Below are 23,452 nucleotides of genomic sequence, written 5' to 3' on the forward strand. Positions count from 1 at the left end.
GGCAGGGGCGGAAGCTGTTTGAAGAGAGTCGGCATGGTTACCACCAGGTGCCTATGGGACGAACCGGTGCGTATGGGACGAAAGAGTATCTAGCGACGACCCGGGCCGTACTGCACATCTCTTTCACGGCACACCGTGGGCCGTTTGAAAGGGAGCCTCATGAGCACGACGAACGACAGCACCGTTGCCCCGATTGCCCTCATCACCGGAGGCAGTCGCGGACTGGGCAGGAGCATGGCCCTCAACCTCGCCGACCGTGGCGTCGATGTGATTCTCACCTGGCGGACCTCGGAGAAGGAGGCGCGCGAGGTAGCGGCGCAGGTTGAAGCCAGGGGGCGCAAGGCCGTGGTGCTGCCCCTCGACGTCAGCAAGAGCGGAGGGTTCGCGGCGTTCGCAGGGACGGTGAAGGCCGAGCTCGAACGCGTGTGGAAGCGCGAGCGCTTCGACTACCTCGTGAACAACGCCGGCACGGGCGTCGGCGCCCTCTTCGCTGACACCACGGAGGAGCAGTTCGACGAGCTCCTGAACATCCACCTCAAGGGCACGTTCTTCCTCTCGCAGAAGCTCCTACCGCTCATCGCGGACGGCGGCCGGATTGTGAACGTGTCGACCGGGCTCGCGCGCTACACGTTCCCCGGCTACTCGGCCTATGCGGTGATGAAAGGGGGCGTCGAGGTCCTCACGCGGTACATGGCGGCAGAGCTGGGACCGCGGCGCATCTCCGTCAACGTCATCGCGCCGGGGGGTATCGAGACCGACTTCGGCGGCGGAGCGATGCGCGACGTCGGGCTGCAAAAGTTTGTCGCCTCGGAGACGGCGCTCGGTCGCGTCGGAGTGCCCGACGACATCGGCGGCGTCGTCGCCATGCTGCTCGCCCCGGAGACCCGCTGGCTCACCGGCCAGCGACTCGAGGTGACAGGCGGCTTCAAGCTCTGAGTGTCCGTCAAGCCGTTCCAGCAGCGAGATTATTTTCATCCGGGCCTGCGCCACCGCGAGCCCGGACGTGTCCTCTTCAGCTGCAACCCGGAAACGGTTCACGGGTGGTCTCCGCCCCCGTCCCGAGGGGAAGGAAGAATCCATTGCGCCCTTCGCTCCGGGGTGATTAGTAACCCGCCATGTTTCATTTCGTGGCCGGTTACACCCCCGGAATCTCCCACGCCCCCATGGACGGGGCGCGGATGGCCGCCACTTCCCCGACGTTCCGCCATGACGCGCGAGAACGCCGGACGCTCCCGGCGCGCCCATGTTGTCGTCGACAACGCAGCGGCGCGACACGCGCCCCGGTCGATTCTCCGTAAGAGCCCCAGCGGACGTCCGTTCGCGCCCCTGAAATCCATCCACATCCCGGCTCCCCGGCGGACACGTGTGTTCCGCTGGAGGGGCCCGGGCGGAGCCCTGCTCACGCCCTGAATCTCGACGCCGGCAACAACGCGGCGGCTCGCGGGCGCGAGCCGTTTCGTGCCGTCGTGTCTTCGCAGCAGAGGAGTCATCCATGAAGCTCAGACGTGTCGTGGTGGGAGCGGCCCTGGTCGCCCCGCTGGTGGTAGGTGGTTTCGTCCTGGCCCGGGACGGGAAGGGTGAGCAGTCAGGGCCGGCGGCCGCGCAGCCGGCGGCCCCCGAAGTCGTGGTGGCCGAGGTCGTCACGAAGCCCCTGTCGGAGAGCGCGGAGTTCACCGGCGCGCTCGCCGCCGTGGAGAGCGTGGAGCTGCGCCCCCGCGTCGGCGGCTACATCGACGCCGTCCGCTTCGCCGAGGGCGGGCTGGTCAAGGCCGGGCAGGTGCTCTTCCAGCTCGACGCACGCACCTACGAGGCCACGCTCGCGCGCGCGCAGGCCGACCTGCGCCAGGCCGAGGAGCGCAGCACCCTGGCGAAGAGCCGCTTCGAGCGCGGCGAGAAGCTCGTAGCCGAGCGCGTCATCTCCCAGAGTGACTTCGACGTGCTCAAGGCCGAGCACGCCGAGAGCCGCGCCCGCGTCGAGTCCGCCCGCGCCGCCGTGCGCTCGGCGGAAATCGACCTCCAGGACACCAAGGTCCGCGCGCCCATCAACGGCCGGGTGGGGCAGGCGCTCGTGACGCCGGGCAACCTCGTCAGCGGCGGCACCGCCGGGGCAACACTGCTCACCACCATCGTCTCGGTGGACCCGTTCTACGTCTACTTCGACGTAGACGAGCCCACCTACCTGCGCTTCGCCAGCGCGGGCCCCTCGGGTCGCCAGGCCGACGGGCGCATCCAGCCCGTGCCCGTGCGCGTGGCGCTGCTGGGCGAGGACGGCTTCCCCCACGAGGCCCGGCTCGACTTCCTCTCCAACAAGGTGGACTCCGGCACCGGCACCGCGCGCGCCCGCGCCGTCCTCTCCAACCCCGACGGCCGGCTCACCCCGGGCCTCTTCGCGCGCGTGCGCCTGGAGACCGGCCCCTCCCGCGACACGGTCCTCATCGACGACCAGGCGGTGGGCACGGACCAGCAGGGCCGCTACGTACTCGTAGTCGGTGCGGACGGAGCGCTGGAGCAGCGCCGTGTGGAGCTGGGCGCCAGTGACGGCGGTCTGCGCACGGTGGTGAAGGGCCTGTCGTCCGGCGAGCGCATCGTCCTCAAGGGGCTCGCCCGGCCCGGCATGAAGGTGACGCCGAAGCTCGTGGCGATGGCGAAGACGCAGCGCGCGGGGGACTCCCGGCCATGAAGTTCGCCCACTTCTTCGTCGACCGGCCCATCTTCGCGGCCGTGCTCTCCGTCCTCCTGCTCATCGCGGGAGGGCTCTCCATCGTCCAGTTGCCCCTCAGTGAGTACCCTGCCGTCGCGCCGCCGACGGTGGTGGTGCGCGCGGCCTACCCCGGCGCCAACCCGCGCGTCATCGCGGAGACGGTGGCCGCGCCGCTGGAGCAGGAAATCAACGGCGTGGAGGGCATGCTCTACATGTCCTCGCAGTCCACCAGCGACGGCCGCGTGTCCCTCACGGTGACGTTCGCCCAGGGCGTGGACGCGGACCTCGCGCAGGTGCAGGTGCAGAACCGCGTGGCGCGCGCGCTGCCACGCCTGCCGCAGGAGGTGCAACGGTTGGGCGTGCTCACGGAGAAGACGAGCACGGACATCCTGATGGTGGTGCACCTCGTCTCGCCGGACGCGTCGCTGGAGCCGCTCTACCTCTCCAACTACGCGGTGCTCCAGGTGAAGGACGTGCTCCAGCGCATCCCCGGCGTGGGCAGCGTGGTGGTGTGGGGCGCGGGCGAGTACAGCATGCGCGTCTGGTTGGACCCGCAGAAGCTGGCCTCGCGCAAGCTCACGGCGAGCGACGCGGTGGCCGCCATCCGCGAGCAGAACGTGCAGGTGGCCGCGGGCGTCGTCGGGCAGCAGCCGGACGCCAGCTCCGCGTTTCAAATCACCGTCACCACGCAGGGCCGACTCACCGACGAGCAGCAGTTCGGCGACATCGTCCTCAAGGTGGGCGAAGGCGGTCAGGTGACGCGCCTGCGCGACGTGGCCCGCGTGGAGATGGGGGCCAGCAGCTACTCGCTGAAGGCGCTCCTGGACGGCAAGCCGGCGGTGGCCATCGGCATCAACCAGGCCTCCGGCTCCAACGCGCTCGAAGTCTCCGCCGCCGTGCGGGAGCGCGTGGCGGAAATGAGCAAGGCCTTCCCGAAGGGCATGGAGTACCGCGTCGCGTATGACCCGACCTTCTTCGTGCGCGCGTCCATCAAGAACGTGGTGAGCACGCTGCTGGAGGCCGTGTTCCTGGTGGTGCTGGTGGTGGTGCTCTTCCTCCAGACGTGGCGCGCGTCCATCATTCCACTGGCGGCGGTGCCGGTGTCGCTGGTGGGTACGGCGGCGGTGATGCACCTGCTGGGCTTCTCGCTCAACACGTTGTCCCTCTTCGGGCTGGTGCTCTCCATCGGCATCGTGGTGGATGACGCCATCGTCGTCGTGGAGAACGTCGAGCGGCACATCTCGCTGGGAGCCAGTCCGAAGGAGGCGGCCCGCAGGGCGATGACGGAGGTGACGGGGCCCATCATCGCGATTACGTCGGTGCTGGCGGCCGTCTTCATCCCCACGGCGTTCCTCGGCGGCCTCACCGGCCAGTTCTACCGGCAGTTCGCGCTCACCATCGCCATCTCCACGCTGCTGTCCGCCTTCAACTCGCTCACCCTGAGCCCGGCGCTGGCGGGCGTGCTGCTGCGCTCGCACCATGGCCGCAAGGACGCCCTCACGCGTTTCATGGACTGGGCGCTGGGGGGCTGGCTCTTCAAGCCCTTCAACCGCTTCTTCGAGCGTGCGTCGGAAGGCTACGTGCGCACGGTGAAGCGCGTGGTGCGCGTCAGCGCGGTGGCGCTCCTCATCTACGGCGGGCTGCTGGGGCTGACGTGGGCGGGCTTCGCGCACGTGCCCAAGGGCTTCGTCCCCATGCAGGACAAGTACTACCTCGTGGGCATCGCCCAGCTGCCGCCGGCCGCGTCGTTGGACAGGACGACGGACGTGGTGCGCCGCATGTCGGAGATTGCGCTGGCCGAGCCGGGCGTGGCCAACGTGATTGCGTTCTCCGGCCTGTCGGTGAATGGCTTCGTCAACGCGCCCAACGCGGCGGTGGTCTTCACCGCGCTCGACACCTTCGAGAAGCGGCAGTCGCCGGAGCTGTCGGCGAACGCGATTGCCGGGCGCCTCCAGGCGAAGTTCAGCACCATCCAGGACGGCTTCACCGCCATCTTCCCGCCCCCGCCCGTGCCGGGCATGGGCGCGCTGGCGGGCTTCAAGCTCCAGTTGGAGGACCGCGCGGGCCTCGGCCCGGAAGCGCTCTACGAGGCCGCGCAGGCCCTGTCGCGGCGGGCGGCGCAGGAGCCGGAGGTGGCGGGGCTGATGTCGGGCTTCGAAATCAACGTGCCCCAGCTCCAGCTCGACGTGGACCGGGTGAAGGCGAAGACGCAGGGCGTGCCGCTCGGGGACATCTTCGACACGCTGCAAATCCACCTGGGCTCGCTCTACGTGAATGACTTCAACCGCTTCGGGCGCACCTACCAGGTGAACGTGCAGGCGGATGCGCCGTACCGCATGCAGGCGGAGGACATCGGCCGGCTCCAGGTGCGCAATGCCCAGGGCGGCATGGTGCCGCTGGCGTCACTCGTCAACGTGGCGCCGTCCTTCGGACCGGACCAGGTGATGCGCTACAACGGCTACCCGTCCGCGGACCTCAATGGCATGGCCCGGCCGGGTGTCAGCACGGGCCAGGCGGTGGCGGCCATGGAGCGCGTCGCGGCGGAGACGCTCCCCGCCGGGATGAGCTTCGAGTGGACCGACCTCACCTACCAGGAGAAGCTCGCGGGCAAGGAAGGGCTGCTGGTCTTCCCGCTGGCCATCCTCCTCGCCTTCCTCATCCTCGCGGCGCAGTACAACAGCTGGACGCTGCCGCTGGCGGTGCTGCTGACGGTGCCCATGGCGCTGCTCAGCGCCATTGTCGGGGTGTGGCTCACCGGCGGGGAGAACAACATCTTCACGCAGATTGGCCTCGTGGTGCTCATCGGCCTCGCGGCGAAGAACGCCATCCTCATCGTGGAGTTCGCACGCTCCAAGGAGGACGAGGGCATGGGTGTGGCACAGGCGGCGCTCGAGGCGTGCCGGCTGCGGCTGCGGCCCATCCTGATGACGTCGGTGGCCTTCATCATGGGCGTGGTGCCGCTCGCGACGGCCACGGGCGCGGGCTCGGAGATGCGGCAGGCGATGGGCGTGGCGGTGCTCGCCGGCATGCTCGGGGTGACGCTCTTCGGCCTGGTGCTGACGCCCATCTTCTACATCGTCATCCGCAAGCTGGAGCTGCGCCGGGCGGAGCCTGAGCCCGCGCCGCTGCCTCCGGGTGCGACGGGCGCGCCGGGGCACTGAAGCAGCAACGCAGCAGCCGCGCCGGGCGGTGAGTGGGACTCCGCCCGGCGCGGTGTTTGGCCTCTGGACGGGGGCGCTCGCGCTACCATCCCGGGGCCGAGCGCAGCAGCAGCTCCACCGCGGCGCGGACCCGGGGTGCCAGGCCCCGGGCCTCGCGTGTGGCCAGGTGGAGCCGGTTGAGCACGGGCCGGGCAGGCCGCATCAGCTCCACCAGCGAGCCCCGCTGCAAGGCGCCCTCGCACAGGTAGCGGGGCAGCACCGTGATGCCCGCGCCTCCTTCGGCCAGGGCCATCACCGCGCGCAGGTCGGGCACGGCGGCCCGGGCGCTTCCGCGGACACGGGCGCCGAAGGCGTCTCGGAAGAAGCGGCGCAGCAGCGGAAGGTCGCCCGCGTAGGCCAGCCACGGCACGTCCGCGAGCAGCGCCTCGCCGCCCGCCGCCTCCAGCGCCTTGCGCGGCAGCCGCTCCGCCCAGTCCGGGGCGCCCACCAGCACCAACTCCTCGTCATAGAGGACCTGGTACACCAGCCCGCGCGCGGCCACCTTGCGCGAAGCCACCACCAGGTCCAGCTCGCCCGCGCCGAGCGCCTCGAGCAGCGGCGTCACCACGTCCAGCCGCACCTGGAGCGTCAGGCCCCGGGCCACCAGCGGCGCGAGCGCCGGGAGCACCTTCGCCGCCAGCAGCTCCGCCGGCCCACCCAGGTAGAGCGTCCCCTCCAGCGCCGTGTTGCCCGCCCGCATCGCGTCCACGAGGGTGTCCAGCGCGTCCACATGCGCTGCGGCCGCCTGCGCGAGGTCGTGCCCGGCGGGCGTCGGCACCACGCCGCGCGCCCGTCGCGTGAAGAGGGGCCGTCCCAGCCGCGCCTCCAACGCCTGGAGGTGCGCGGACAGCGCGGGCTGCGTGAGGTGCACCGTGGTGGCCGCCCGGGAGATGGAGCCCGCCCGGTAGATGGCGAGGAACGAGTGGAGCAGGTCCAGCTCAGCCATAAAAAATCCTATCGCTCGCAGTCGGAAGCCCGATGGGCGCCCGGCGTCCTCGCCTCATACCTTGCAACGCCATGAACGGCACCCACTCACTCCGCTGGCTCGGCCTGCTCGCCGTGGCGCTCCTCGCCACGGGCGCAGGTCCCCAGGCTTCCCCTTCTCCTCGAGGAAACAAACCCATGCGCATCCTCATCGTCCTCACCAGCCACGACACCCTCGGCGACACCGGCCGGAAGACGGGCTTCTACCTGTCCGAGCTCACCCACGCGCTCGACGTCTTCACCCGTGCCGGCCTGGAGGTGGACTACGTCAGCCCCAAGGGCGGCCGGGCGCCGATGGACGGCGTGTCGCGCGACGATGCCCTCAACCGCGCCTTCCTCGACGACGCTCGGCAGCTGGCTCGCCTGGAGACGACGCTGCGCCCGGAGCAGGTGGAGCCCGCGCGGTATGCCGCCATCTACGTGCCGGGCGGGCACGGGACGATGTTCGACCTGCCGCAAGACGCGCGCCTCAATGCGCTCATCGGCGGCCTCTACGCGCGCGGCGGAGCGGTGGCCGCGGTGTGCCATGGTCCCGCGGCGCTGGTGAACGTGAAGCTGCCGGACGGTGGCTACCTCGTGGCGGGGCGGGACGTGTCCGCATTCACCAACGAGGAGGAGGCGGCGGTGAAGCTCACCCAGGTGGTGCCCTTCCTCCTGGAGTCGAAGCTCATCGAGCGCGGCGCGCGCTTCACGAAGGCGCCCGACTTCCAGCAGCACGTGGTGGTGAGCGAGCGGCTCGTCACCGGGCAGAACCCGGCGTCCGCCGCCGCCGTGGCAGAGGCGCTGGTGCGTGTGCTCACGCCCCAGCGCCAGGCCACCGGCACCCGCTGACGGCGCGTGAGGTGGGACAAGCTGTAGAGCGGTGTTCCGGAGTCTCACAAGCACACCGCGACGTCCCAATTCCCCTCGAAAACTTCAGTGTGCATGGGAGTCGTAGTTGCAATCCGGTGGTGATCGCCGCGCGGCGTGCGGAGTCATTGCCCTCGGGGAAGAACGGCGCGCTACGCTGCACGCGCCCCCCGAACGAAGGAGTCCCTCGTCCATGCGCACCCGGCCGACCCTGCTGAGTGCTCTCGCTTTCGGCGCCTGCATGAGCGCCCTCGCGGGAGCCTGTCAGACCTATGACTTCGAGCCGGTGGAGCCCCTCGCCATCGCGCAGACGACCTTCGAGGAGCCGCTCGTCGGGCGCAAGCCCAAGCCCAACGTCATGCTGCTGGTGGACACCTCGGGCTCCATGACTGAGCCGGTGGACACGTCGGACCCGGACTGTCAGCTCCCGGGCGGAGAGCCCGGCGAGACGTGCGCCGAGACGGACCCCTGCAACCCCGCCGTCTGCCCCACGCGCTGGACGGAGCTGCAGGCCGCCGTGCCGAAGTTCCTCGCCGACACCGGCGCCTTCGTCCGCTTCGGCCTGACGACCTATCCCGACACGCGCGGGGAGGACGGACTCGCCGCGTCGTGCCGGGGGGCCTCGTCGACCTCCGTGCGCAAGGACCTGCCGGTGGCGGAAGATGATGCGTCGCTGCTGGTGAACGCCAACGCCATCAACGACCTCCTCCAGGGCATCCCCAACGCGGGGACGGGGCGTCCCAAGGGTGGCACGCCGACGAGCCTGAGCCTGCGCTTCGTGAAGGACCTGCCCGGGCTCCAGAACAAGGACCGCCGGCAGTTCGTCGTGCTGCTCACGGACGGCCTGCCCAACTGCAACGAGCAGAATGCCTACGAGATCAGCAATCCTCTCTGCCGGTGCACGCTGTCGACCTGCTCAGCGGCGGGGAAGTCTGGCTGCCTGGACATGGATGCCTCGGTGGAGGCGGTGCGGGAGCTGCTCGCGAAGGAAATCACCACCATCGTCATCGGGTTCGGCACGGAGACGGCGGAGGGCAATGGCCCCGCGGTGCTGGACGCCATGGCCCGTGCCGGCGGCTTCGCCCGCACCTGCAAGGAGGGCGAGACGTCCTGCGGCGCCAATGACCCGTGCGACCCCGTCACCCGCCTGTGCCAGCGCCCCTTCTACCAGGCAGGCAACCAGACGGAGCTGGCCCAGGTGCTGGAGGCCATCAGCAAGGAGCTCGTCGACGAGGACGCCTGCCTCATCCGGCTGGACCCGTCCCAGCTCCCGTCTGACCCCAAGCTCATCGTCGTCTACGTGGAAGGCGAGCGCACCCCCGCGGGCGCGGACACCTGGGAGCTGACGGACGACGGCGTCCTCTTCACCGGGGCGATGTGCGAGCGCATCAAGGCGTCCACGCCGGATGCGCCCGTCGACGTGGGCCTGCGCGCCATCCGCCAGCGCTAGGCGGCGGCGGTGCGCTGGCGCCACGCGCCGAGGAGGTGCTCCACCACCTCGTCCAGGCCCACGCCCTTCGTCACCTGGGTGAAGACGAAGGGCCCGCTGCCGCGCATCTTCTTCGCGTCGCGCTCCATGACGCCCAGGTCCGCGCCCACGTGCGGCGCCAGGTCCGTCTTGTTGATGACCAGCAAATCCGACTGGGTGATGCCGGGGCCGCCCTTGCGCGGCACCTTGTCCCCGCCGGCCACGTCGATGACGTAGACGGTGTAGTCCGCCAGCTCGCGGCTGTACTGCGCCGCGAGGTTGTCGCCGCCGCTCTCCACGATGAGCAGCTCCGGCGACAGCTCCTCCATGAGCTGCTCCAGCGCCATCAGGTTGTGGCTGATGTCCTCGCGGATGGCCGCGTGGGGGCAGCCGCCCGTCTCCACCGCCTTGATGCGCTCGGGGGACAGGGCCTGGTTGCGGACGAGGAACTCGGCGTCCTCCTTGGTGAAGATGTCGTTGGTGACGACGCCCAGGCGGACGCGGTCGCGCAGCTTGCGGCACAGGGCCAGCACCAGCGCCGTCTTCCCGCTGCCCACCGGCCCGCCGATGCCGATGGTGAAGGCACGCGCCTTGTAGTCGCGCTTCTTCGGCGCCTCGCGCTCGTCGAAGTGGCCCGGGTGGTCCCACTCCTCGTGCTCGTGGTCATGGTCGTCGTCGTGGCCGTGGCCGCGGTGGTCGTCGTGCATGTGCGCTTCACCTCAGGACAGGAAGAGCCTCGAATAGAGCCGGTCGTGCGTGGACCCGAGCAAATCCAACAGGGGAGAGGGCTGCGCCAGCGCGTCCACGTCCAGTCCGGCGCACTGCTCCAGGACGGCGTCCAGGAGCGGCGTGGCCTGGTGCTGGAGCTGGTGCGACTCGTGCGTGCCGACGATGCCCAGCCGCACCGCCGCGGACAGCGTGCCCCGCAGCGTCAGGGACAGGTAGAGCGCCTGCGCGTCCGGCAGCGCCACGTCCAGCGCGAGCAGCACCGCGCCGAAGAGGGGCGCGTGGTGGAAGCACAGCTTGTCCGCGCGGGCGGCCTCGCGCACGGGCGCCACCGGCCCGGGGAAGATGCGCGCGCAGGTGTCCAGCAGGGCCCGGCCCTGCGTGCGGCTGGCACGGTTGGCCACGTGGCTGGTGAGGAAGGCGTCCGTGCGTGCGTCCAGCGCGGGCAGGGTGGAGGGCTCGCGGTGCGCGGCACCCAGCAGCGGCAGCCCGCCATGGCCCGCCTGCCAGAGCAGCTCGCGCACGAAGCGCCGCAGCTCCGGCGCCCCGCGCACCTCGCCCTGCTGCACGGCGGCCTCCAGCCCCGCCGAGTGCGCGAAGCCCCCGGTGGGAAAGCCCGAGTCCGCCAGCTGCAACACCCTCCACGACGCGCCCATGGGTTTCAGCCCTCCGTCAGAACAGCGAGTAGAGCTGGGCCAGGGGCAGCACACGAGCGGGCTCGCAGCGCAGCAGCTCGCCGTCGGCGCGCACCTCGTACGTCTCCGGGTCCACGGTGAGGACGGGCAGGGCGTCGTTGAGCTTCATGTCCCGCTTGCCCAGGCCCCGGCAGCGGCTCACCGCGGACAGGCGCTTGGTGAGTCCCAGGTCGCGCGTCGTCCCTTCCGCCAGTGCGCGGGCGGAGACGAAGGCGAGGCTCGTGGCCCCGAGCGCCCGGCCGCGCGCGCCGAACATGGGCCGCATGAGGTACGGCTGCGGCGTGGGGATGGACGCGTTGGCGTCACCCATCTGCCCCCAGGCGATGAAGCCGCCCTTGAGCACCAATTCGGGCTTGAGGCCGAAGAAGGCCGGCCGCCACAGCACCAGGTCCGCGAGCTTGCCCACCTCGACGGAGCCCACCTCATGCGCCAGACCGTGGGCGATGGCGGGGTTGATGGTGTACTTCGCCACGTAGCGGCGGATGCGGAGGTTGTCGTTGTCGCCGCGCTCGTCGCGCAGCCGGCCGCGCTGCTCGCGCATCTTGTGGGCCGTCTGCCACGTGCGGCAGATGACCTCGCCCACGCGCCCCATGGCCTGGCTGTCGGACGACATCATGCTGATGGCGCCCAGGTCATGGAGGATGTCCTCCGCGGCGATGGTCTCCCCGCGGATGCGGCTCTCCGCGAAGGCGACGTCCTCGGGAATCTCGCGGTCCAGGTGGTGACACACCATGAGCATGTCCAGGTGCTCATCCAGCGTGTTCACCGTGTACGGGCGCGTGGGGTTGGTGGAGCTTGGCAGCACGTTGGGCGCGCCGCACACGCGGATGATGTCCGGGGCGTGCCCGCCGCCCGCGCCCTCGGAGTGGTAGGTGTGGATGGTGCGGCCCTTGAACGCGGCCAGCGAGTCATCCACGTAGCCGGACTCGTTGAGCGTGTCCGTGTGGATGGTGACCTGGACGTCCTCGTCCTCCGCCACGGAGAGGCAGGTGTCGATGGCGGCCGGCGTGGTGCCCCAGTCCTCGTGCAGCTTCAGGCCGATGGCGCCCGCGCGAATCTGGTCCACGAGCCCCTCGGGCAGGGACGTGTTGCCCTTGCCGGTGAGGCCGATGTTGAGCGGAATGGTGTCCGTGGCCTGGAGCATCCGCTGGAGGTTCCACGCGCCCGGCGTGCAGGTGGTGGCCTTGGTGCCGGTGGCGGGGCCGGTGCCGCCGCCCACCCACGTGGTGACTCCGCTGGCCAGCGCCTCGTCCGCCTGCTGCGGGCAGATGAAGTGGATGTGCGTGTCCAGCCCGCCCGCGGTGACGATGAGTCCCTCGCCGGCAATGGCCTCGGTGGTGACGCCCACCACCATGCCGGGGGTGACGCCGGCCATGACGTCCGGGTTGCCCGCCTTGCCGATGCCGGCGATGCGGCCGTGCTTGATTCCGATGTCCGCCTTGTAGATGCCCGTCCAGTCGAGGATGAGCGCGTTGGTGATGACGCAGTCGAGCGCCTTGTCGTCGCCCACGCCGGCCTGCTGGCCCATGCCCTCGCGCAGCACCTTGCCGCCGCCGAACTTGCACTCGTCGCCGTAGACGGTGGCGTCGCGCTCCACCTCGGCCCACAGCCCCGTGTCCCCCAGCCGCACCCGGTCTCCCGTGGTGGGGCCGAACATGTCCGCGTAGTGGCGGCGGTCCATCTTCCGGCTCATGAGCCCTCCTCCTGGTGACCGAAGCCCTGCGTGCGCACCGCGTCCATGGCGCGCTCGCGACCCTCGGGTGACACCTTCCCGCTGCCCAGCGCGTTGCCGCCGCGCACCACCGCGTCCCCGGCGATGGCGACGAGCGGCACCGTCTTCGTCTCTCCCGGCTCGAAGCGCACCGCCGTGCCCGCGGGGATGTCCAGGCGCCGGCCGTAGGCCTTCGCCCGGTCGAAGACGAGCGCGCGATTGGTCTCGAAGAAGGGGTAGTGGCTGCCCACCTGGATGGGCCGGTCTCCCTTGTGCGTCACGCGCAGGGAGACGGCGTCGCGTCCCTCGTTGAGGACCAGCTCGCCGGGGAGCACGCGCACCTCGCCGGGCGGGCCCTCCTGCGTGGGGGCGGGCACGCTGAAGCGCTCGCGCGGGGGCACCGGGAGGAAGCTGCCGTAGAGGGCCAGCTCCAGGTCTCCGTGCTCGGCGACGACGGGGTGGTGCACCGTCACCAGCTTGGAGCCGTCCGGGAAGGTGCCTTCCACCTGCACCTCCGCGAGCAGCTCCGGAACGCCCTCCATCACCTGCGCGCGGCCCAGGAGGCGGCGGCCCAGGTCCATCAGCTCGGCCACGCCCCGGCCGTCACGGATGAACTCCAGCAACTGGGTGGCGATGAGCGCCACCGCCTCCGGGTAGTTGAGCCGGACGCCTCGCGCGAGGCGCTTCTGCGCGAGGAAGCCGGCCTGGTGCAGCATCAGCTTGTCGACGTCTCGGGGGGAGAGGTGCACGCCCGCAGGGTAGCGCGCTGCGTCAGTTACTTCCAAGGTGAGCCGGCGTTCAGGTTCGGCGCCCGTTGCTGGCCGACATTCGGGAGGGGCCTGCCCCGGCGTGGGATGCCGCCGTGTCGAAGGAGGCAGCATCCATCTTGCCTGGGCGCTTCGCTCGGGCCACCCTGTCCGTGTGACGCGCAAGCGGACGACAGGCGCACTCTTGAATCCCGGTTACGACTCCGTCCTGGCTGATGCCGTGCGCCTGGTCGAAGCCGCGCGCCATGCCTCCTCTCGCTCGGTCAACGCTGTCATGACGGCAACCTACTGGGCGCTGGGGCGCCGAATCGTGGAGCAGGAGCAACACGGGCTTCGGGCGCCGCAACCTCTTCCAGATGCGGGCGTTCTACCTGGCCTTCCGCGAGATTCCGCAGTTGGCGTCATCGGGGGCCCCGTCCTCGCGGGCCCGGAGAAAAGTGCAGACGGTGTCTGCACTATCTCCCATCGAGAAGGCCCTCGGGGAAGCCACCTTTCCGCTCCCCTGGTCCCACTACGTCCGGCTGCTGTCGGTGCGCAGCCCGGAGGCCCGGCGCTTCTATGAGGCAGAGTCGCTGCGGGGCGGCTGGTCCGTCCGGCAGTTGGACCGGCAGATTGGAAGCCAGTTCTACGAGCGCACAGCTCTATCTCGGAACAAGGTGGCGATGCTCGCCCGGGGGGCGATGACCCGACCCGAGGACGCGGTGTCGCTCGAAGAGGAGGTGAAGGACCCGTACGTCCTGGAGTTCCTCGACCTGAAGGACCAGTACTCGGAGAGCGAGTTGGAGGCAGCGCTCATCGAGAAACTGGAGGAGTTTCTTCTGGAGCTTGGCGGTGACTTCACCTTCGTGGGACGGCAGCGGCGCCTGCGAGTGGGGGACGAGTGGTACCGGATTGACCTGCTCTTCTTCCACCGCCGGCTGCGCTGCCTCGTCATCATCGACTTGAAGCTGGGGAAGTTCACCCACGCGGATGCCGGGCAGATGCACCTGTACCTCAACTACGCGCGCGAGCACTGGACTCTGCCAGAAGAGAATCCTCCCATCGGCCTCATCCTCTGCGCCCAGAAGGACACTGCGGTGGCGAAGTACGCGCTGGAGGGGCTGCCGAACAAGGTGCTCGCAGCCGAGTACCAGACGGCGCTGCCGAAGGAGCGCGTCCTCGCCGCCGAGATTGTGAAGACCCGCAAGCAGCTGGAGGTGCGCAGGACACACGGGGGGCCCCGTCGCAGTTGAGAAAGCGACGGGGGCTCCACGTCCGCGCCCGTCGCGTTTGCCGAGGAGGCCGCCTGCTACGTCGACACCTCCGCGTTTGACTACCTCAACCCCGGCTATTGCTGGGGCATGGGCCCCTGGTCGGGCACGGCGGTCTTCGGCGTGCTCGGGCTCGACCAGACCAGCGGCCGCTACAATGTCATCTGGCTGGATGGGACCTGCGACAGCACGTACTACACCGTGCAGGAGGGCTCCATCTGCATCCGTGACATCCACTGAGGTTCCACCACCCAGCGGGTCCAGGTCGTCGACACCTGGACCGGCATCGTGTCACCGATTCTCTACGCCACGGCCGAATACGAGACGAACAACTGACGCCACGCTGGCCCCTGGCGCCAGGTTGCGCCAGGGGCCGATGGGCGGGGCCGGCGCCTCACCCGCCCCAGCTCAAGGGCACATAGGCCTGGAGCTGGGAGCTCTGGGTCTGGGAGCCGTAGAGCGTGCAAGGCAGGTACGCATTCTGGGTGGTGTCCGTGTCCAGGGGACAGAAGTAGAGGTCGGTCCGCATGTTGCCCCACTTGTCCGTGGCATCGACCCAGACCGCGTAGCTCGTGTCCAGGTCCAGGCTCGCGTCGAAGAAGAGGTTGTAGAACCAGGGGGGCTGCGTCAGCGTGGTGCGGAACATGGGGTCCACGGCGAGCCCTCCCCGGAGGACGACAGTCTTTATCCCCCGAGGGTCGCTGATGGTGGAGACAGCAACCTGGTACGAGTGGCCGGAGCCGTACATGGTGAAGCCCTGGATGACGGGCGCGGTGTTGTCGGCGGTCACCGTCCGTGACTCGGCGGGGCTCCAGGCCCCGTAGACGTCGAAGCACTGGAACAGCACCGGGTAGTCCCTGTCCGCCCGCGTGGTGGTGTCGACCACGAACTCGTAGGGCGGCGTGCTGTCCGACAGTAGGACCACGCCGTTCTCCCGCATTTCGACGTGGTGCACGCCGTCGAAGTCGTTGCACTGCACGGTGAACTTCGGCTTCTTCGGCTGGGTGTCGTCGCGGGTGATGGAGGAGATGCCGGGGGGCGTGTAGACCTTGCTGAAGGTCGTCTGGAACTGGGTCAGGTTGCCGCAGTTGTCCCGGACCAGGGCCTGGAAGGCGTGCACTCCGACGGACACCGCCTCGGAGGCCATGACCACGACGTAGCCGGGCGTGGTGGGCTGGCCCACGAGGGTGCCGTCCACGTACAGGGCATACGGGTACTGGACGCCGCAGGTGTCGGACGTGCCGACGGTGAGCGTCATGATGCCGGTGTAGCCCTGCTGGGCGCTGAACGTCACGGCAGGGGGCGCCTTGTCGAGCGGCGCGGCCACGGTGGCGGTGCCCTTGTTCCCGAAGGAGTCCGTCACCTCCACGGTGAGGTTGTGGGGCAGCGGGTCCACCGGCGAGTACGTCGCCGAGTAGGGAGAGCCGCTGGTGCGGGTGGCGAAGATGAGTCCCTCCACCTTGAAATCCGCGCGGACCAGCGCTGAGGCATCCGTCGCGGTGGCGCTGACGGGGAAGGGCGGGGTGGTGCCTCCACCCACGGTCAGCGTCACCACCGGCCGGGTGTTGTCCACGAGCAGGGCGTGGTTGAGGACGGTGACGTTGTTGAAGCGGTCGTACACCTTCGCGACCATGGCGTGGGTGCCGTCGCTCCAGGTGGAGGTGTCGAAGGTCTTGTCGTAGGGCGGGGTGAGCACCGTGGCCAGCAGCTGGGTGCCCTCGAGGAACTCGACCTTGAGGACGCCGGAGGGGTCGGTGGCCGTCACGCTGAGCAGGGGCTGCTTGGGCGTGCCCAGGCGGGACAGCGTGGCCTGGGGCCCCGACTTGTCGAAGGCGACGGTGACGGTCCGGGTGGCCGCGTTGTTCCAGCCGTCCCAGGCCTTCAGCTCGATGACGTAGCTCGCGGTGGAGAGCGACGTGCCGGGGAACGTCTGCGTGAACTGCCAGTCCAGCAGCGCGTTCTTCAGCGAGGTGCCCCGCACGGACAGTTGGGCGGGCCGCAGGGGCTCGCTGGGAATCTGCCCGGTGTCGGTGACGCTGCCGGTGCACTGGAGGTCAAGGCCCACCTGCTGGCAGGACAGCGTCGTCTGCGGAGGGTCCACGTCGGGCCGGCCGCCCACGGCGATGGCCGCGAAGGCGTAGGCCACCGCCTTGCGCTGCTGCTCTCCGGTCACGCTGTCCTCCTGGCGCGCCACCTCGAGGGCCTGCTCCCGGGTCTGGAGGTAGTCCGCGCCCATGGGTATGGCCGCCAGCGTCAGCGCCCAGATTCGCGCCGCGCGCACGGGGCCGATGCCGGCGAAGCCCTCGGGAATCCGCGGGCAGTTCTTCTCCGTCCAGCTCCCCGAGGAGGGCATGGGCTCACAGCCGTACGCGAGCCGCAGGAACATCAGGGAGATGGGGCCGGAGGACTCGTGCTCGTCCTTCCTGCCGATGCCATCGAACCACTCGTTGTAGGTGGGGATGAGGAGGTTGCGGGAGACCTGCCCGACCTGCTCGCCGAGGGTGTAGTTGGAGGTCTGGGGCACCATCTGGTCGATGGAGCCAGGCTGGCGTCCGCCCCTGATGGCATCCCGGGTGAGCTCGGTGAGGAAGCCGATGATGTCCCCCGTGCCCTCGCTGATGCCGTTCAGCTCGGTATTGCTGATGTCCGAGGCCATCCCGTCCGAAGAGAGCTCCGACCAGAAGAAGTCATGCCCGAGCTCGTGGGCGAGGATGTCGGTCGCCGTCAGGGGGACGCGGTAAGGCTTCTGGGGGAAGGTGATGAGCCAGGTGTAGCCCACCAGGAGCTGCGGCTTGGTGGCACTGGGGGAGTAGTACGCGTTGGCGGCGGGGTAGTGGAGCCGGACGGGCATGGGCCTGCCGCGCCCGTTGGGCCCGTCGCGCTTGAGGATGGTGTTGAAGAAGGTCCACGTCATGTTCACGGCGTAGAACGCGTCCACCGCCGCGGTCTCCCCGTTCACGCTGTCCGGTTCGTTGCTGGTGGTGAACACCTTCCCGTCGCCGAACCTCGGGGTGTAGCTGAAGTAGATGTCGGAGTCGGACGAGGTGCTCTTGAAGATGTTCCCGTGCGTGTCCCGGAGCTCGTACAGCTGCTCGCTCGAGTCGTAGAAGGTGAGGAACGAGTGGGTCCCGGAGTTGAGGCCGTACCCGGTGACGGTCCGGAAATCGCCCGCATCGAACCGGAGCGGGGTCAGCTTCAGCACCTGCCCCGACAGGGCGTCCACGTCAGCAATCCATGGCGTCTCGACCGGGAAGTCCGGGTCACGCGTGGACAGCTCCAGCCGGTAGACGAGCGTGAAGCCCGTCACCACCCGCTCGTAGTGCGCGGCGTTGGGCAGCGTGAGGGCCGCGGGCGGGGCATCCGCCCTGCGTCGGCGCTCCTCCTGGGGCAGCAGCACGAGCTGGGCGCCGGTCAGTTGCGCGGAAGCGTCCGCCAGCCGCTCCAGGGCGGCCTGTACCGCCTGCTCCTGCGTCACCCGGGGCTTCGTCTCGGCGCGCACGCCGGGCGCCAGCCGGGCGTTGGTGAAGTGCGTCTGGCCTTGCGCCGTCTTCGCCTCCAGGCCCCAGACGGGCACGCCCCGTAGTTGCAGTTGATGGCGCAGTCCCGTCCCGCCGGGCTTCTCCACCAGCGTCGCCTCGCGCAGGTCGAAGCCGCGCTCCACGGCCAGTTGCTCCGCGCGGGCCCGGGGCGTTGATTCCGGTGGCGCCTGTGAGTCCCCCTGAGTGGGCTCGCACCCCATCGCCAGGCACACGAGTCCCATCCACATCCAGCGGCTACTTCGCATTTGAACTTCCCCCTCTATTTCCGGCCCACACACCTTGGCGTGCGGGCAGGCCCCGCATTGTCGTGGGGAGGGGGAAAAAGTTCCCTGCCGCGCCGCGTCTGGTGCCTACACGCGGCGGGCCCACGGGTCGTCGCCCAGCAGGGGCGGCAGGAAGGACAGCCAGGCCCGGGTGGCGCGCAGCAATTCCTCCACGGAGACGGCGGCGGCGCGCAGCAGCAGGCCGTCGGTACCGAGGGGACTGACAGAGGGAATCAGCGCCGCGCGGGAGGACACGGGCAGCGCGGCGAGCTGGGTGGAGAGCGACTCGCGCGCGGAGGTCAGCGCCGGGCCCAGGAGCAGCACGGAGGCCAGCGCGTTGAAGCGGCCCAGGCGCTCCGGGAGCGGTCCGTGTGCCGGGTCCAGCAGCCAGCGCTCATCCACGCGGGCGCGGCCGTCCACGCAGACGCGCAGCGTGGAGGTGTAGTGCGTGAAGGCCCAGCGCTCGCCGCTGGCGTCGCGGCCGGAGGTGACGAGGTCCACGAAGACGAGCGAGGCCCCGGAGGCGAGCCGCAGGTCGAAGGCCTGCGCGTACCGCGCGCCGGTGAAGCACACGGTGGGGTCCGGCACCACGGCGAGCAGCGCGCCTTTCTCCACGCGGGCAGTGAGCTCGCTGCGGCAGCCGTTGGGCGAGCGGTAGACGCGGTTGGCGCCCTGGGTGGACAGCAGCGCGGAGGCGCCCGGCGCCACGTCCACCTCCAGCGAGACATGGTCCCCGTCCACCAGTCCGCCGCCCAGCGAGGAGGTGTACGCCCACGCGGCGTGGCCGTGGTTGCGCGGGGTGAGCAGCCGCAGCGGACTGTGGGCGAGCGCGGTGCGCACCACTGTGCGCGGGCCCACGCGCTCGAAGGCGAGCCGCGCGAAGCCGGCGCGTCCGGTGCGGGAGGGCGCCTCCGTGGGCGTGTGGGGATTCATGGCGGCGAGCCTGCGGCATGCCCGGCCGGCGCACAACGCCTGTCATGGCTTCATCGCGACGTGGAGGCCCTCTCCTTCATCGACTGCTCGGCCAGCTTGGCCTGTACCTCCGCAGCCAGGCGGGCGATCTCGGCCGCCTGTTGCGCGGCGGCCTCGGCCGCCTCTCGCGCGCGGCGCTGGATTTCTGCGGCGGCGGTGGACGCGTTCGGATTGACGGAGGCATGGCGAGTCCTCGGGGGCGTGCAAAGCAATGACGTCGGGGGGCTCCACGTATGAGGAGCCAGCGTCCATGTCGCCGTCCCAGAAGTTTCCGTCCTCCCAGCCACCTCCGCCACGCAACCGTCGGACAGGCCGGCTCTGGAATGCTGGTACGCTTGCCACCGTATGACGGAGTGCCCGGCCGAGACGACGTTGAGCGACCTGCTGGCGGGGTTGCTGCCACCCGAGCAGAGGGCCGAAGTCCTGTCGCACCTCGAAGGCTGTGCCGACTGTCAGCGGGCCCTGGCCGCGGCAAGGGATGACTCCATCGTCTCGACGGTGGGGCCGGACATGTCCGCCGCGCCGCTGGAGCGAGGCGCCACGCTGTCGCGGTACGTGGTGCTGGAGCGCATCGGCGCCGGGGCCATGGGCGTGGTGTACGCGGCCTATGACCCGGAGCTGGACCGCCAGGTGGCCCTCAAGGTGCTGCGCCCCGAGGGACGCCAGGTGGAGGAGCTTCGGCAGCGCCTGGTGCTGGAGGCCCAGTCCCTGGCCCGCCTCTCCCACGCCAACGTCGTCTCCGTGTTCGACGTGGGCACGCACGGCGACTGCGTCTTCCTGACCATGGAGTTGGTGGACGGCGTCACCCTGGCGGAGTGGCTGAAGCAGCCGCGCTCCTGGCAGGAGGTGCTGCGCATCTTCACCGAGGCGGGGCGTGGGCTGGCGGCGGCGCACGCGGCGGGTCTGGTGCACCGCGACTTCAAGCCCGCCAACGTCCTCGTCGGGCGGGACGGCCGTGCACGGGTGACGGACTTCGGCATGGCGCGTCCCCTCAATCGCGGGCAGGGGACGGCGTCCGCGGGCCCCGGCGTGGCCTCATCCACCGCCAGTCCCCTCACGCGCACGGGCGCGCTGCTGGGCACGCCCGCATACATGGCTCCGGAGCTGCTCGGCGGCCGGCGGGCGGACGCGCTGTCGGACCAGTTCAGCTTCTGCGTGGCACTGCACGAGGCGCTCTACGGCGTGCGCCCCTTCGAGGGCGGCAGCCTGGAGGAGGTGGCCCGTGCCGCGCTGGAGGGCCGGGTGCGCCCGGTGGCCCCTGGCACGAAGGTGCCTGCCTGGGTGCGCCGCGCGGTGCTGCGCGGACTGCTGCCGCGTCCCGAGGAGCGCCACCCGTCCATGGAGCCGCTGCTGGCGGCGCTCACTCCGCCGCCCCGGCGTGTGTGGACCCGGGTGGCGGCGCTGGCCGGTGCGGCCTGCCTGCTGGGCGCTGGCGTGGCGTACTCGGTGTCGCACCGGACCGAGGCGCGCTGCGCGCAGGAAACGGAGAAGCTCGAGGGTGCGTGGGGGCCCGCGCGGCGGGAGCAGGTGCGCGCGGCCTTCCTCGCCACGGGCGCGCCGGCCGCGGCCGAGGTCTGGGAGAAGGTGGCCGGGATGCTGGACGCACACGCCTCGCAGTGGCGCGAGCTGCGCACCGAGGCCTGCGTCATGTCCCACGAGCAGCCCGCGAGCAACGCGTGGCAGACGGCAACCTGTCTCGATGCCCGGCTGTGGCAGCTCGCCGCCGTCACGGACGTGCTGAAGAATGCGGATGCGCAGGCGGTGCGCAACGCGGGGCAGCTCACCGCGTCGCTCGAGGGGCTGGGGGGGTGCCGGGATGCTCCGGAGCTGTCCACCCGCCCGCAGCCGCCGGACGCGCTCCGCCCTCGCGTGGACGCGCTCCGTCGCACGCTGGCGGACGTCGAGGCCCTGCGCGTCGCGGGGCGGTACGGCGAGGGGCTCGGGCTCACGTCCACCCTCCTCGGGGACATCCAGGGCCTGGACTACAAGCCGCTCGAAGCGGAGGTGCTGCTCGCCCATGGCGAACTCCAGGAGTTGAGCGGCAAGCCGAAGGAGGCGCAGGACACCCTCTACAAGGCCGTCTTCGCCGCCGAGGCCGGGCGCGACGACGAGACGGCGGCACGCGCGTGGACCTCGCTCATCTATGTGGTGGGCGTGGACCTCGCGCGCGCCGCGGACGTGGAGCGCATCGTCCAGCACGCCCAGGCCGCCGTGGACCGCCTGGGGCGCGAGCGCTTTCCGGGCATCGCCGCGGACCTGCATCACCGGCTGACCCTGGTGCTGATAGGGCAGGGGAAGTACGTCGAGGCGGAGGTGGAAATCACGCGGGGGGTGGAGCTGGCGCGCAGGGCCTATGCCCCGGACAGCCTGCGCATGGCCCGGTTCCTCTCCGGGCTCGCCAGTGCCCGTCACCGCGTGGGGAAGTACCCGGAGGCGATGGCGCTGCAGCTCCAGGCGCTCGCGCTGTACGAGCACCACCTGGGGAAGGACCACCCGCTGCTCTCCACCTGCCTCAACGGCCTCTCCAACATCTATGCGGCCATGGGCAAGGCGGACGAGTCCATCGCCACCCAGCGGCGGGCCATCGCCATCCACGAGGCCTCAGGGGCGCCGGAGCAGGCACGCTCGTCCCTGCTCGCCAACCTGGGCCTGCGGCTGCGGATCCTGGGCCAGACGGAAGAGGCGACGGCGCTCCAGCGGCGGGCGCTCGAGCTCGCCAAACAGAAGCATGGCCTGGACCACCCCCAGACGGCCGAGGCGCTGTCGAACCTGGGGCGGCTCGTCAGCGACGCGGACCACATCGAGGAAGCCCTCGGGCTCTACCGCGAGTCCCTGGACCACTTCGAGCGCGCCCTGGGGCCGGACTCGCCGCGCATCGCGACGGTGCTGCTCCACCGCTCCAATACCTGGCTCCGGGTGGGGCGCTTCGAGGACGCGCGGCGCGACCTCCTCCGGTTGCAGGCCCTCGTGGAGAAGGGCCAGGGCACCGACAGCGACCTGGCGGGGACGGTGCTCGTGCAGCTGGCGGCGGTGGACCAGCGCACGGGCGCGCCACGACAGGCGCTCGCGCGCTGCCAGCGTGCCCTGGCGATGCACGAGCGCGCCGGGGGCGCGGACTCCCTGGACGTCGCCAGGGACGGGGGCTGCATGGGCGAGGCCTGGCTGCTGCTGGGCGAGCCCGAGAAGGCTTTGCCGCTCGTCGAGCGCGCCCGCGCGCGCCTGGGCACCTCCTCCTTCGAGGGCATGGACACGGCCTGGTTCACCTTCGTCCTGGCCAGGACGCTGCGGGCGCTGAAACCTCCGGACCGCGCCCGCGCGGCCGCCCTGGCCGAGGAGGCCCGGAGCCGCTTCAAGGCCCTGGGCCTGATGGCCCGCCCGGAGCTGGAGAAGGTCGTGGCCTGGCAGCGACGTGAGGGATTGCAATGAGTGACACCCCGACACCCGACTCCCTCGCCGAAGTGCTCCGCGCGTACGTCCCGCTGGAGCGCCGCGCGCAGGTGGCGGCCGTGGAGGGCCTGGACGCCCTGCTGGCCGAGCACCTCGCGGCGGCCCGGGCCGCATGGCCCACGGTGGCGCTCCCGGTGGAGGCCTACCTGCGCCACGTGGCCCGGCACCTGCCGGCCGAGGCGACGGCGGACGTGCTGCGCCAGTTGCACGGCGCGGACCTGTACCTCGCGTGCGCCTGCGCGGAGGGCAACCCGCAGGCCCTGCGCGCCTTCGACCAGCACGTCCTCCAGAAGGTGCCGCCCAAGCTGGGCGGGCTGCCGCGCGCCACCGTGGACGAGGTGCTCCAGGTCCTCCGCGCGCGGCTGCTGATGGGCCGGGGCGATGCGCCTCCGAAAATCGCGGACTACTCCGGCCGGGGTCCGCTCGTGGCATGGGTGCGCATCACCGGCGTGCGCATCGCCGGCGAGCTGTCGCACCGGGACGGGCGCCAGGAGCTCTTCGACGAGCCTCCGGAAGCCTTCGCGCAGATGCTGTCCACCGGGGACCCGGAGCACGAGCTGGTGCGCAAGGACTCGCGCGAGCTGCTCGTCGAGGTGCTGCGCAAGGTGCTCGCGTCCCTCCCCGAGCGCGAGCGCGCGCTCCTGCGGCTGCACCACCTCCACGGCTTCACCATGGACCGGCTCTCCGCGCTGTACGGTGAGTCGCGCTCCGGCATGCAGCGCCAGGTGGCGCACGCCCGTGAGCGGCTCCTGAAGCTCACCCGCGCGGAGCTGGCCGCGCGGATGCGACTGGAGGGCTCGGAGCTGGAGAGCCTGCTGGGCCTCGTGCGCAGCCGGCTGGACTTGAGTCTCAACCGCCTGCTGGACTGACGGCCGGCCGC

General features: G+C 70.7%; 16 protein-coding genes. 9 read left to right on the top strand and 7 right to left on the bottom strand.

The genetic code is table 11. The features are described 5' to 3' along the window. Nucleotides 1–159 precede the first annotated feature (159 nt). The 3 genes from G4D86_RS04665 to G4D86_RS04675 all read left to right on the top strand — a co-directional run bounded on the left by G4D86_RS04665 (nt 160) and on the right by G4D86_RS04675 (nt 5,862). Complete coding sequence (locus tag G4D86_RS04665) at nt 160–936, top strand: SDR family NAD(P)-dependent oxidoreductase (RefSeq protein WP_163989847.1); 777 nt, start codon at nt 160–162, stop codon at nt 934–936. Nucleotides 937–1,492: 556 nt separating this feature from the next. After that, nucleotides 1,493–2,680, top strand: a complete 1,188-nt coding sequence (locus tag G4D86_RS04670) for an efflux RND transporter periplasmic adaptor subunit (protein WP_163989850.1) — start codon at nt 1,493–1,495, stop codon at nt 2,678–2,680. Beyond that, the gene (locus G4D86_RS04675; protein WP_163989853.1) at nt 2,677–5,862 is read left to right on the top strand and encodes an efflux RND transporter permease subunit; all 3,186 of its coding nucleotides are present in this window, start codon (nt 2,677–2,679) and stop codon (nt 5,860–5,862) included. The genes G4D86_RS04670 and G4D86_RS04675 overlap by 4 nt, the downstream gene beginning before the upstream one ends. 82 nt (nt 5,863–5,944) lie before the next feature. Here the strand turns inward: G4D86_RS04675 and G4D86_RS04680 are convergent, their stop codons facing one another. Next, nucleotides 5,945–6,847: a LysR family transcriptional regulator gene (locus tag G4D86_RS04680; RefSeq protein WP_163989855.1), complete on the bottom strand. Its 903-nt coding sequence runs from the start codon at nt 6,845–6,847 to the stop codon at nt 5,945–5,947. Between the two features lie 176 nt (nt 6,848–7,023). Between G4D86_RS04680 and G4D86_RS04685 the strand changes: the two genes are divergently transcribed. Both G4D86_RS04685 and cglB read left to right on the top strand, forming a co-directional pair. Next, complete coding sequence (locus tag G4D86_RS04685) at nt 7,024–7,716, top strand: type 1 glutamine amidotransferase domain-containing protein (protein WP_205519461.1); 693 nt, start codon at nt 7,024–7,026, stop codon at nt 7,714–7,716. Nucleotides 7,717–7,927: 211 nt separating this feature from the next. Next, a complete protein-coding gene (cglB, locus tag G4D86_RS04690; RefSeq protein ID WP_163989861.1) occupies nt 7,928–9,184 on the top strand; it encodes an adventurous gliding motility lipoprotein CglB in 1,257 nt (418 codons plus the stop codon). On the opposite strand, the gene ureG is transcribed toward cglB, so the two are convergent. Genes ureG through ureA form a run of 4 tightly spaced genes read right to left on the bottom strand, consistent with a single transcriptional unit; the run spans nt 9,181 to nt 13,083 of the window. Continuing rightward, nucleotides 9,181–9,909 (bottom strand): urease accessory protein UreG, encoded by a 729-nt coding sequence (ureG, locus tag G4D86_RS04695; protein WP_163989864.1) that lies wholly within the window; start codon nt 9,907–9,909, stop codon nt 9,181–9,183. The genes cglB and ureG overlap by 4 nt on opposite strands. A gap of 12 nt (nt 9,910–9,921) precedes the next feature. Continuing rightward, the gene (locus tag G4D86_RS04700; protein WP_163989867.1) at nt 9,922–10,584 is read right to left on the bottom strand and encodes an urease accessory protein UreF; all 663 of its coding nucleotides are present in this window, start codon (nt 10,582–10,584) and stop codon (nt 9,922–9,924) included. A gap of 16 nt (nt 10,585–10,600) precedes the next feature. Continuing rightward, on the bottom strand, nt 10,601–12,316 hold the full coding sequence (gene ureC, locus G4D86_RS04705; RefSeq protein WP_163989869.1) for an urease subunit alpha: 1,716 nt from the start codon (nt 12,314–12,316) through the stop codon (nt 10,601–10,603). Then, entirely contained in the window at nt 12,313–13,083 is a 771-nt protein-coding gene (ureA, locus tag G4D86_RS04710) for an urease subunit gamma (protein WP_163989872.1), read from the bottom strand. The genes ureC and ureA overlap by 4 nt, the downstream gene beginning before the upstream one ends. A gap of 374 nt (nt 13,084–13,457) precedes the next feature. Here ureA and G4D86_RS04715 point away from each other — a divergent pair, with 374 nt between their 5' ends. Beyond that, a complete protein-coding gene (locus tag G4D86_RS04715; protein WP_240360046.1) occupies nt 13,458–14,333 on the top strand; it encodes a PDDEXK nuclease domain-containing protein in 876 nt (291 codons plus the stop codon). 108 nt (nt 14,334–14,441) lie between these two features. Then, a complete protein-coding gene (locus G4D86_RS04720; RefSeq protein WP_163989875.1) occupies nt 14,442–14,591 on the top strand; it encodes a hypothetical protein in 150 nt (49 codons plus the stop codon). Between the two features lie 154 nt (nt 14,592–14,745). Here G4D86_RS04720 and G4D86_RS04725 read toward each other — a convergent pair whose 3' ends face one another. Then, nucleotides 14,746–18,135 carry an Ig-like domain-containing protein gene (locus G4D86_RS04725; RefSeq protein ID WP_163989877.1) on the bottom strand — a complete coding sequence of 1,130 codons (3,390 nt, stop codon included), beginning with the start codon at nt 18,133–18,135 and terminating at the stop codon, nt 14,746–14,748. A gap of 105 nt (nt 18,136–18,240) precedes the next feature. Then, nucleotides 18,241–19,086, bottom strand: coding sequence for an urease accessory protein UreD (locus G4D86_RS04730; protein ID WP_163989880.1), 846 nt, complete (start codon nt 19,084–19,086; stop codon nt 18,241–18,243). Nucleotides 19,087–19,470: 384 nt separating this feature from the next. Here G4D86_RS04730 and G4D86_RS04735 point away from each other — a divergent pair, with 384 nt between their 5' ends. Together G4D86_RS04735 and G4D86_RS04740 are read left to right on the top strand one after the other, a co-directional pair. Then, nucleotides 19,471–22,551, top strand: a complete 3,081-nt coding sequence (locus G4D86_RS04735; protein WP_163989883.1) for a tetratricopeptide repeat protein — start codon at nt 19,471–19,473, stop codon at nt 22,549–22,551. After that, entirely contained in the window at nt 22,548–23,441 is an 894-nt protein-coding gene (locus G4D86_RS04740; protein WP_163989886.1) for a sigma factor-like helix-turn-helix DNA-binding protein, read from the top strand. Before G4D86_RS04735 ends, G4D86_RS04740 begins: the two co-directional genes overlap by 4 nt. Nucleotides 23,442–23,452 lie beyond the last annotated feature (11 nt).

This window comes from Pyxidicoccus caerfyrddinensis (assembly GCF_010894405.1).
Lineage (GTDB): Bacteria > Myxococcota > Myxococcia > Myxococcales > Myxococcaceae > Myxococcus > Myxococcus caerfyrddinensis.

Coding starts and splice junctions, on each gene's coding strand:
- ureG (WP_163989864.1), bottom strand. CDS start 9,909: ATGCACGACGACCACCGCGGCCACGGCCACGACGACGACCATGACCAC.
- G4D86_RS04665 (WP_163989847.1), top strand. CDS start 160: ATGAGCACGACGAACGACAGCACCGTTGCCCCGATTGCCCTCATCACC.
- G4D86_RS04680 (WP_163989855.1), bottom strand. CDS start 6,847: ATGGCTGAGCTGGACCTGCTCCACTCGTTCCTCGCCATCTACCGGGCG.
- G4D86_RS04720 (WP_163989875.1), top strand. CDS start 14,442: ATGGGCCCCTGGTCGGGCACGGCGGTCTTCGGCGTGCTCGGGCTCGAC.
- G4D86_RS04730 (WP_163989880.1), bottom strand. CDS start 19,086: ATGAATCCCCACACGCCCACGGAGGCGCCCTCCCGCACCGGACGCGCC.
- G4D86_RS04685 (WP_205519461.1), top strand. CDS start 7,024: ATGCGCATCCTCATCGTCCTCACCAGCCACGACACCCTCGGCGACACC.
- G4D86_RS04715 (WP_240360046.1), top strand. CDS start 13,458: ATGCGGGCGTTCTACCTGGCCTTCCGCGAGATTCCGCAGTTGGCGTCA.
- ureC (WP_163989869.1), bottom strand. CDS start 12,316: ATGAGCCGGAAGATGGACCGCCGCCACTACGCGGACATGTTCGGCCCC.
- G4D86_RS04735 (WP_163989883.1), top strand. CDS start 19,471: ATGACGGAGTGCCCGGCCGAGACGACGTTGAGCGACCTGCTGGCGGGG.
- cglB (WP_163989861.1), top strand. CDS start 7,928: ATGCGCACCCGGCCGACCCTGCTGAGTGCTCTCGCTTTCGGCGCCTGC.
- G4D86_RS04675 (WP_163989853.1), top strand. CDS start 2,677: ATGAAGTTCGCCCACTTCTTCGTCGACCGGCCCATCTTCGCGGCCGTG.
- G4D86_RS04740 (WP_163989886.1), top strand. CDS start 22,548: ATGAGTGACACCCCGACACCCGACTCCCTCGCCGAAGTGCTCCGCGCG.
- G4D86_RS04700 (WP_163989867.1), bottom strand. CDS start 10,584: ATGGGCGCGTCGTGGAGGGTGTTGCAGCTGGCGGACTCGGGCTTTCCC.
- G4D86_RS04670 (WP_163989850.1), top strand. CDS start 1,493: ATGAAGCTCAGACGTGTCGTGGTGGGAGCGGCCCTGGTCGCCCCGCTG.
- G4D86_RS04725 (WP_163989877.1), bottom strand. CDS start 18,135: ATGCGAAGTAGCCGCTGGATGTGGATGGGACTCGTGTGCCTGGCGATG.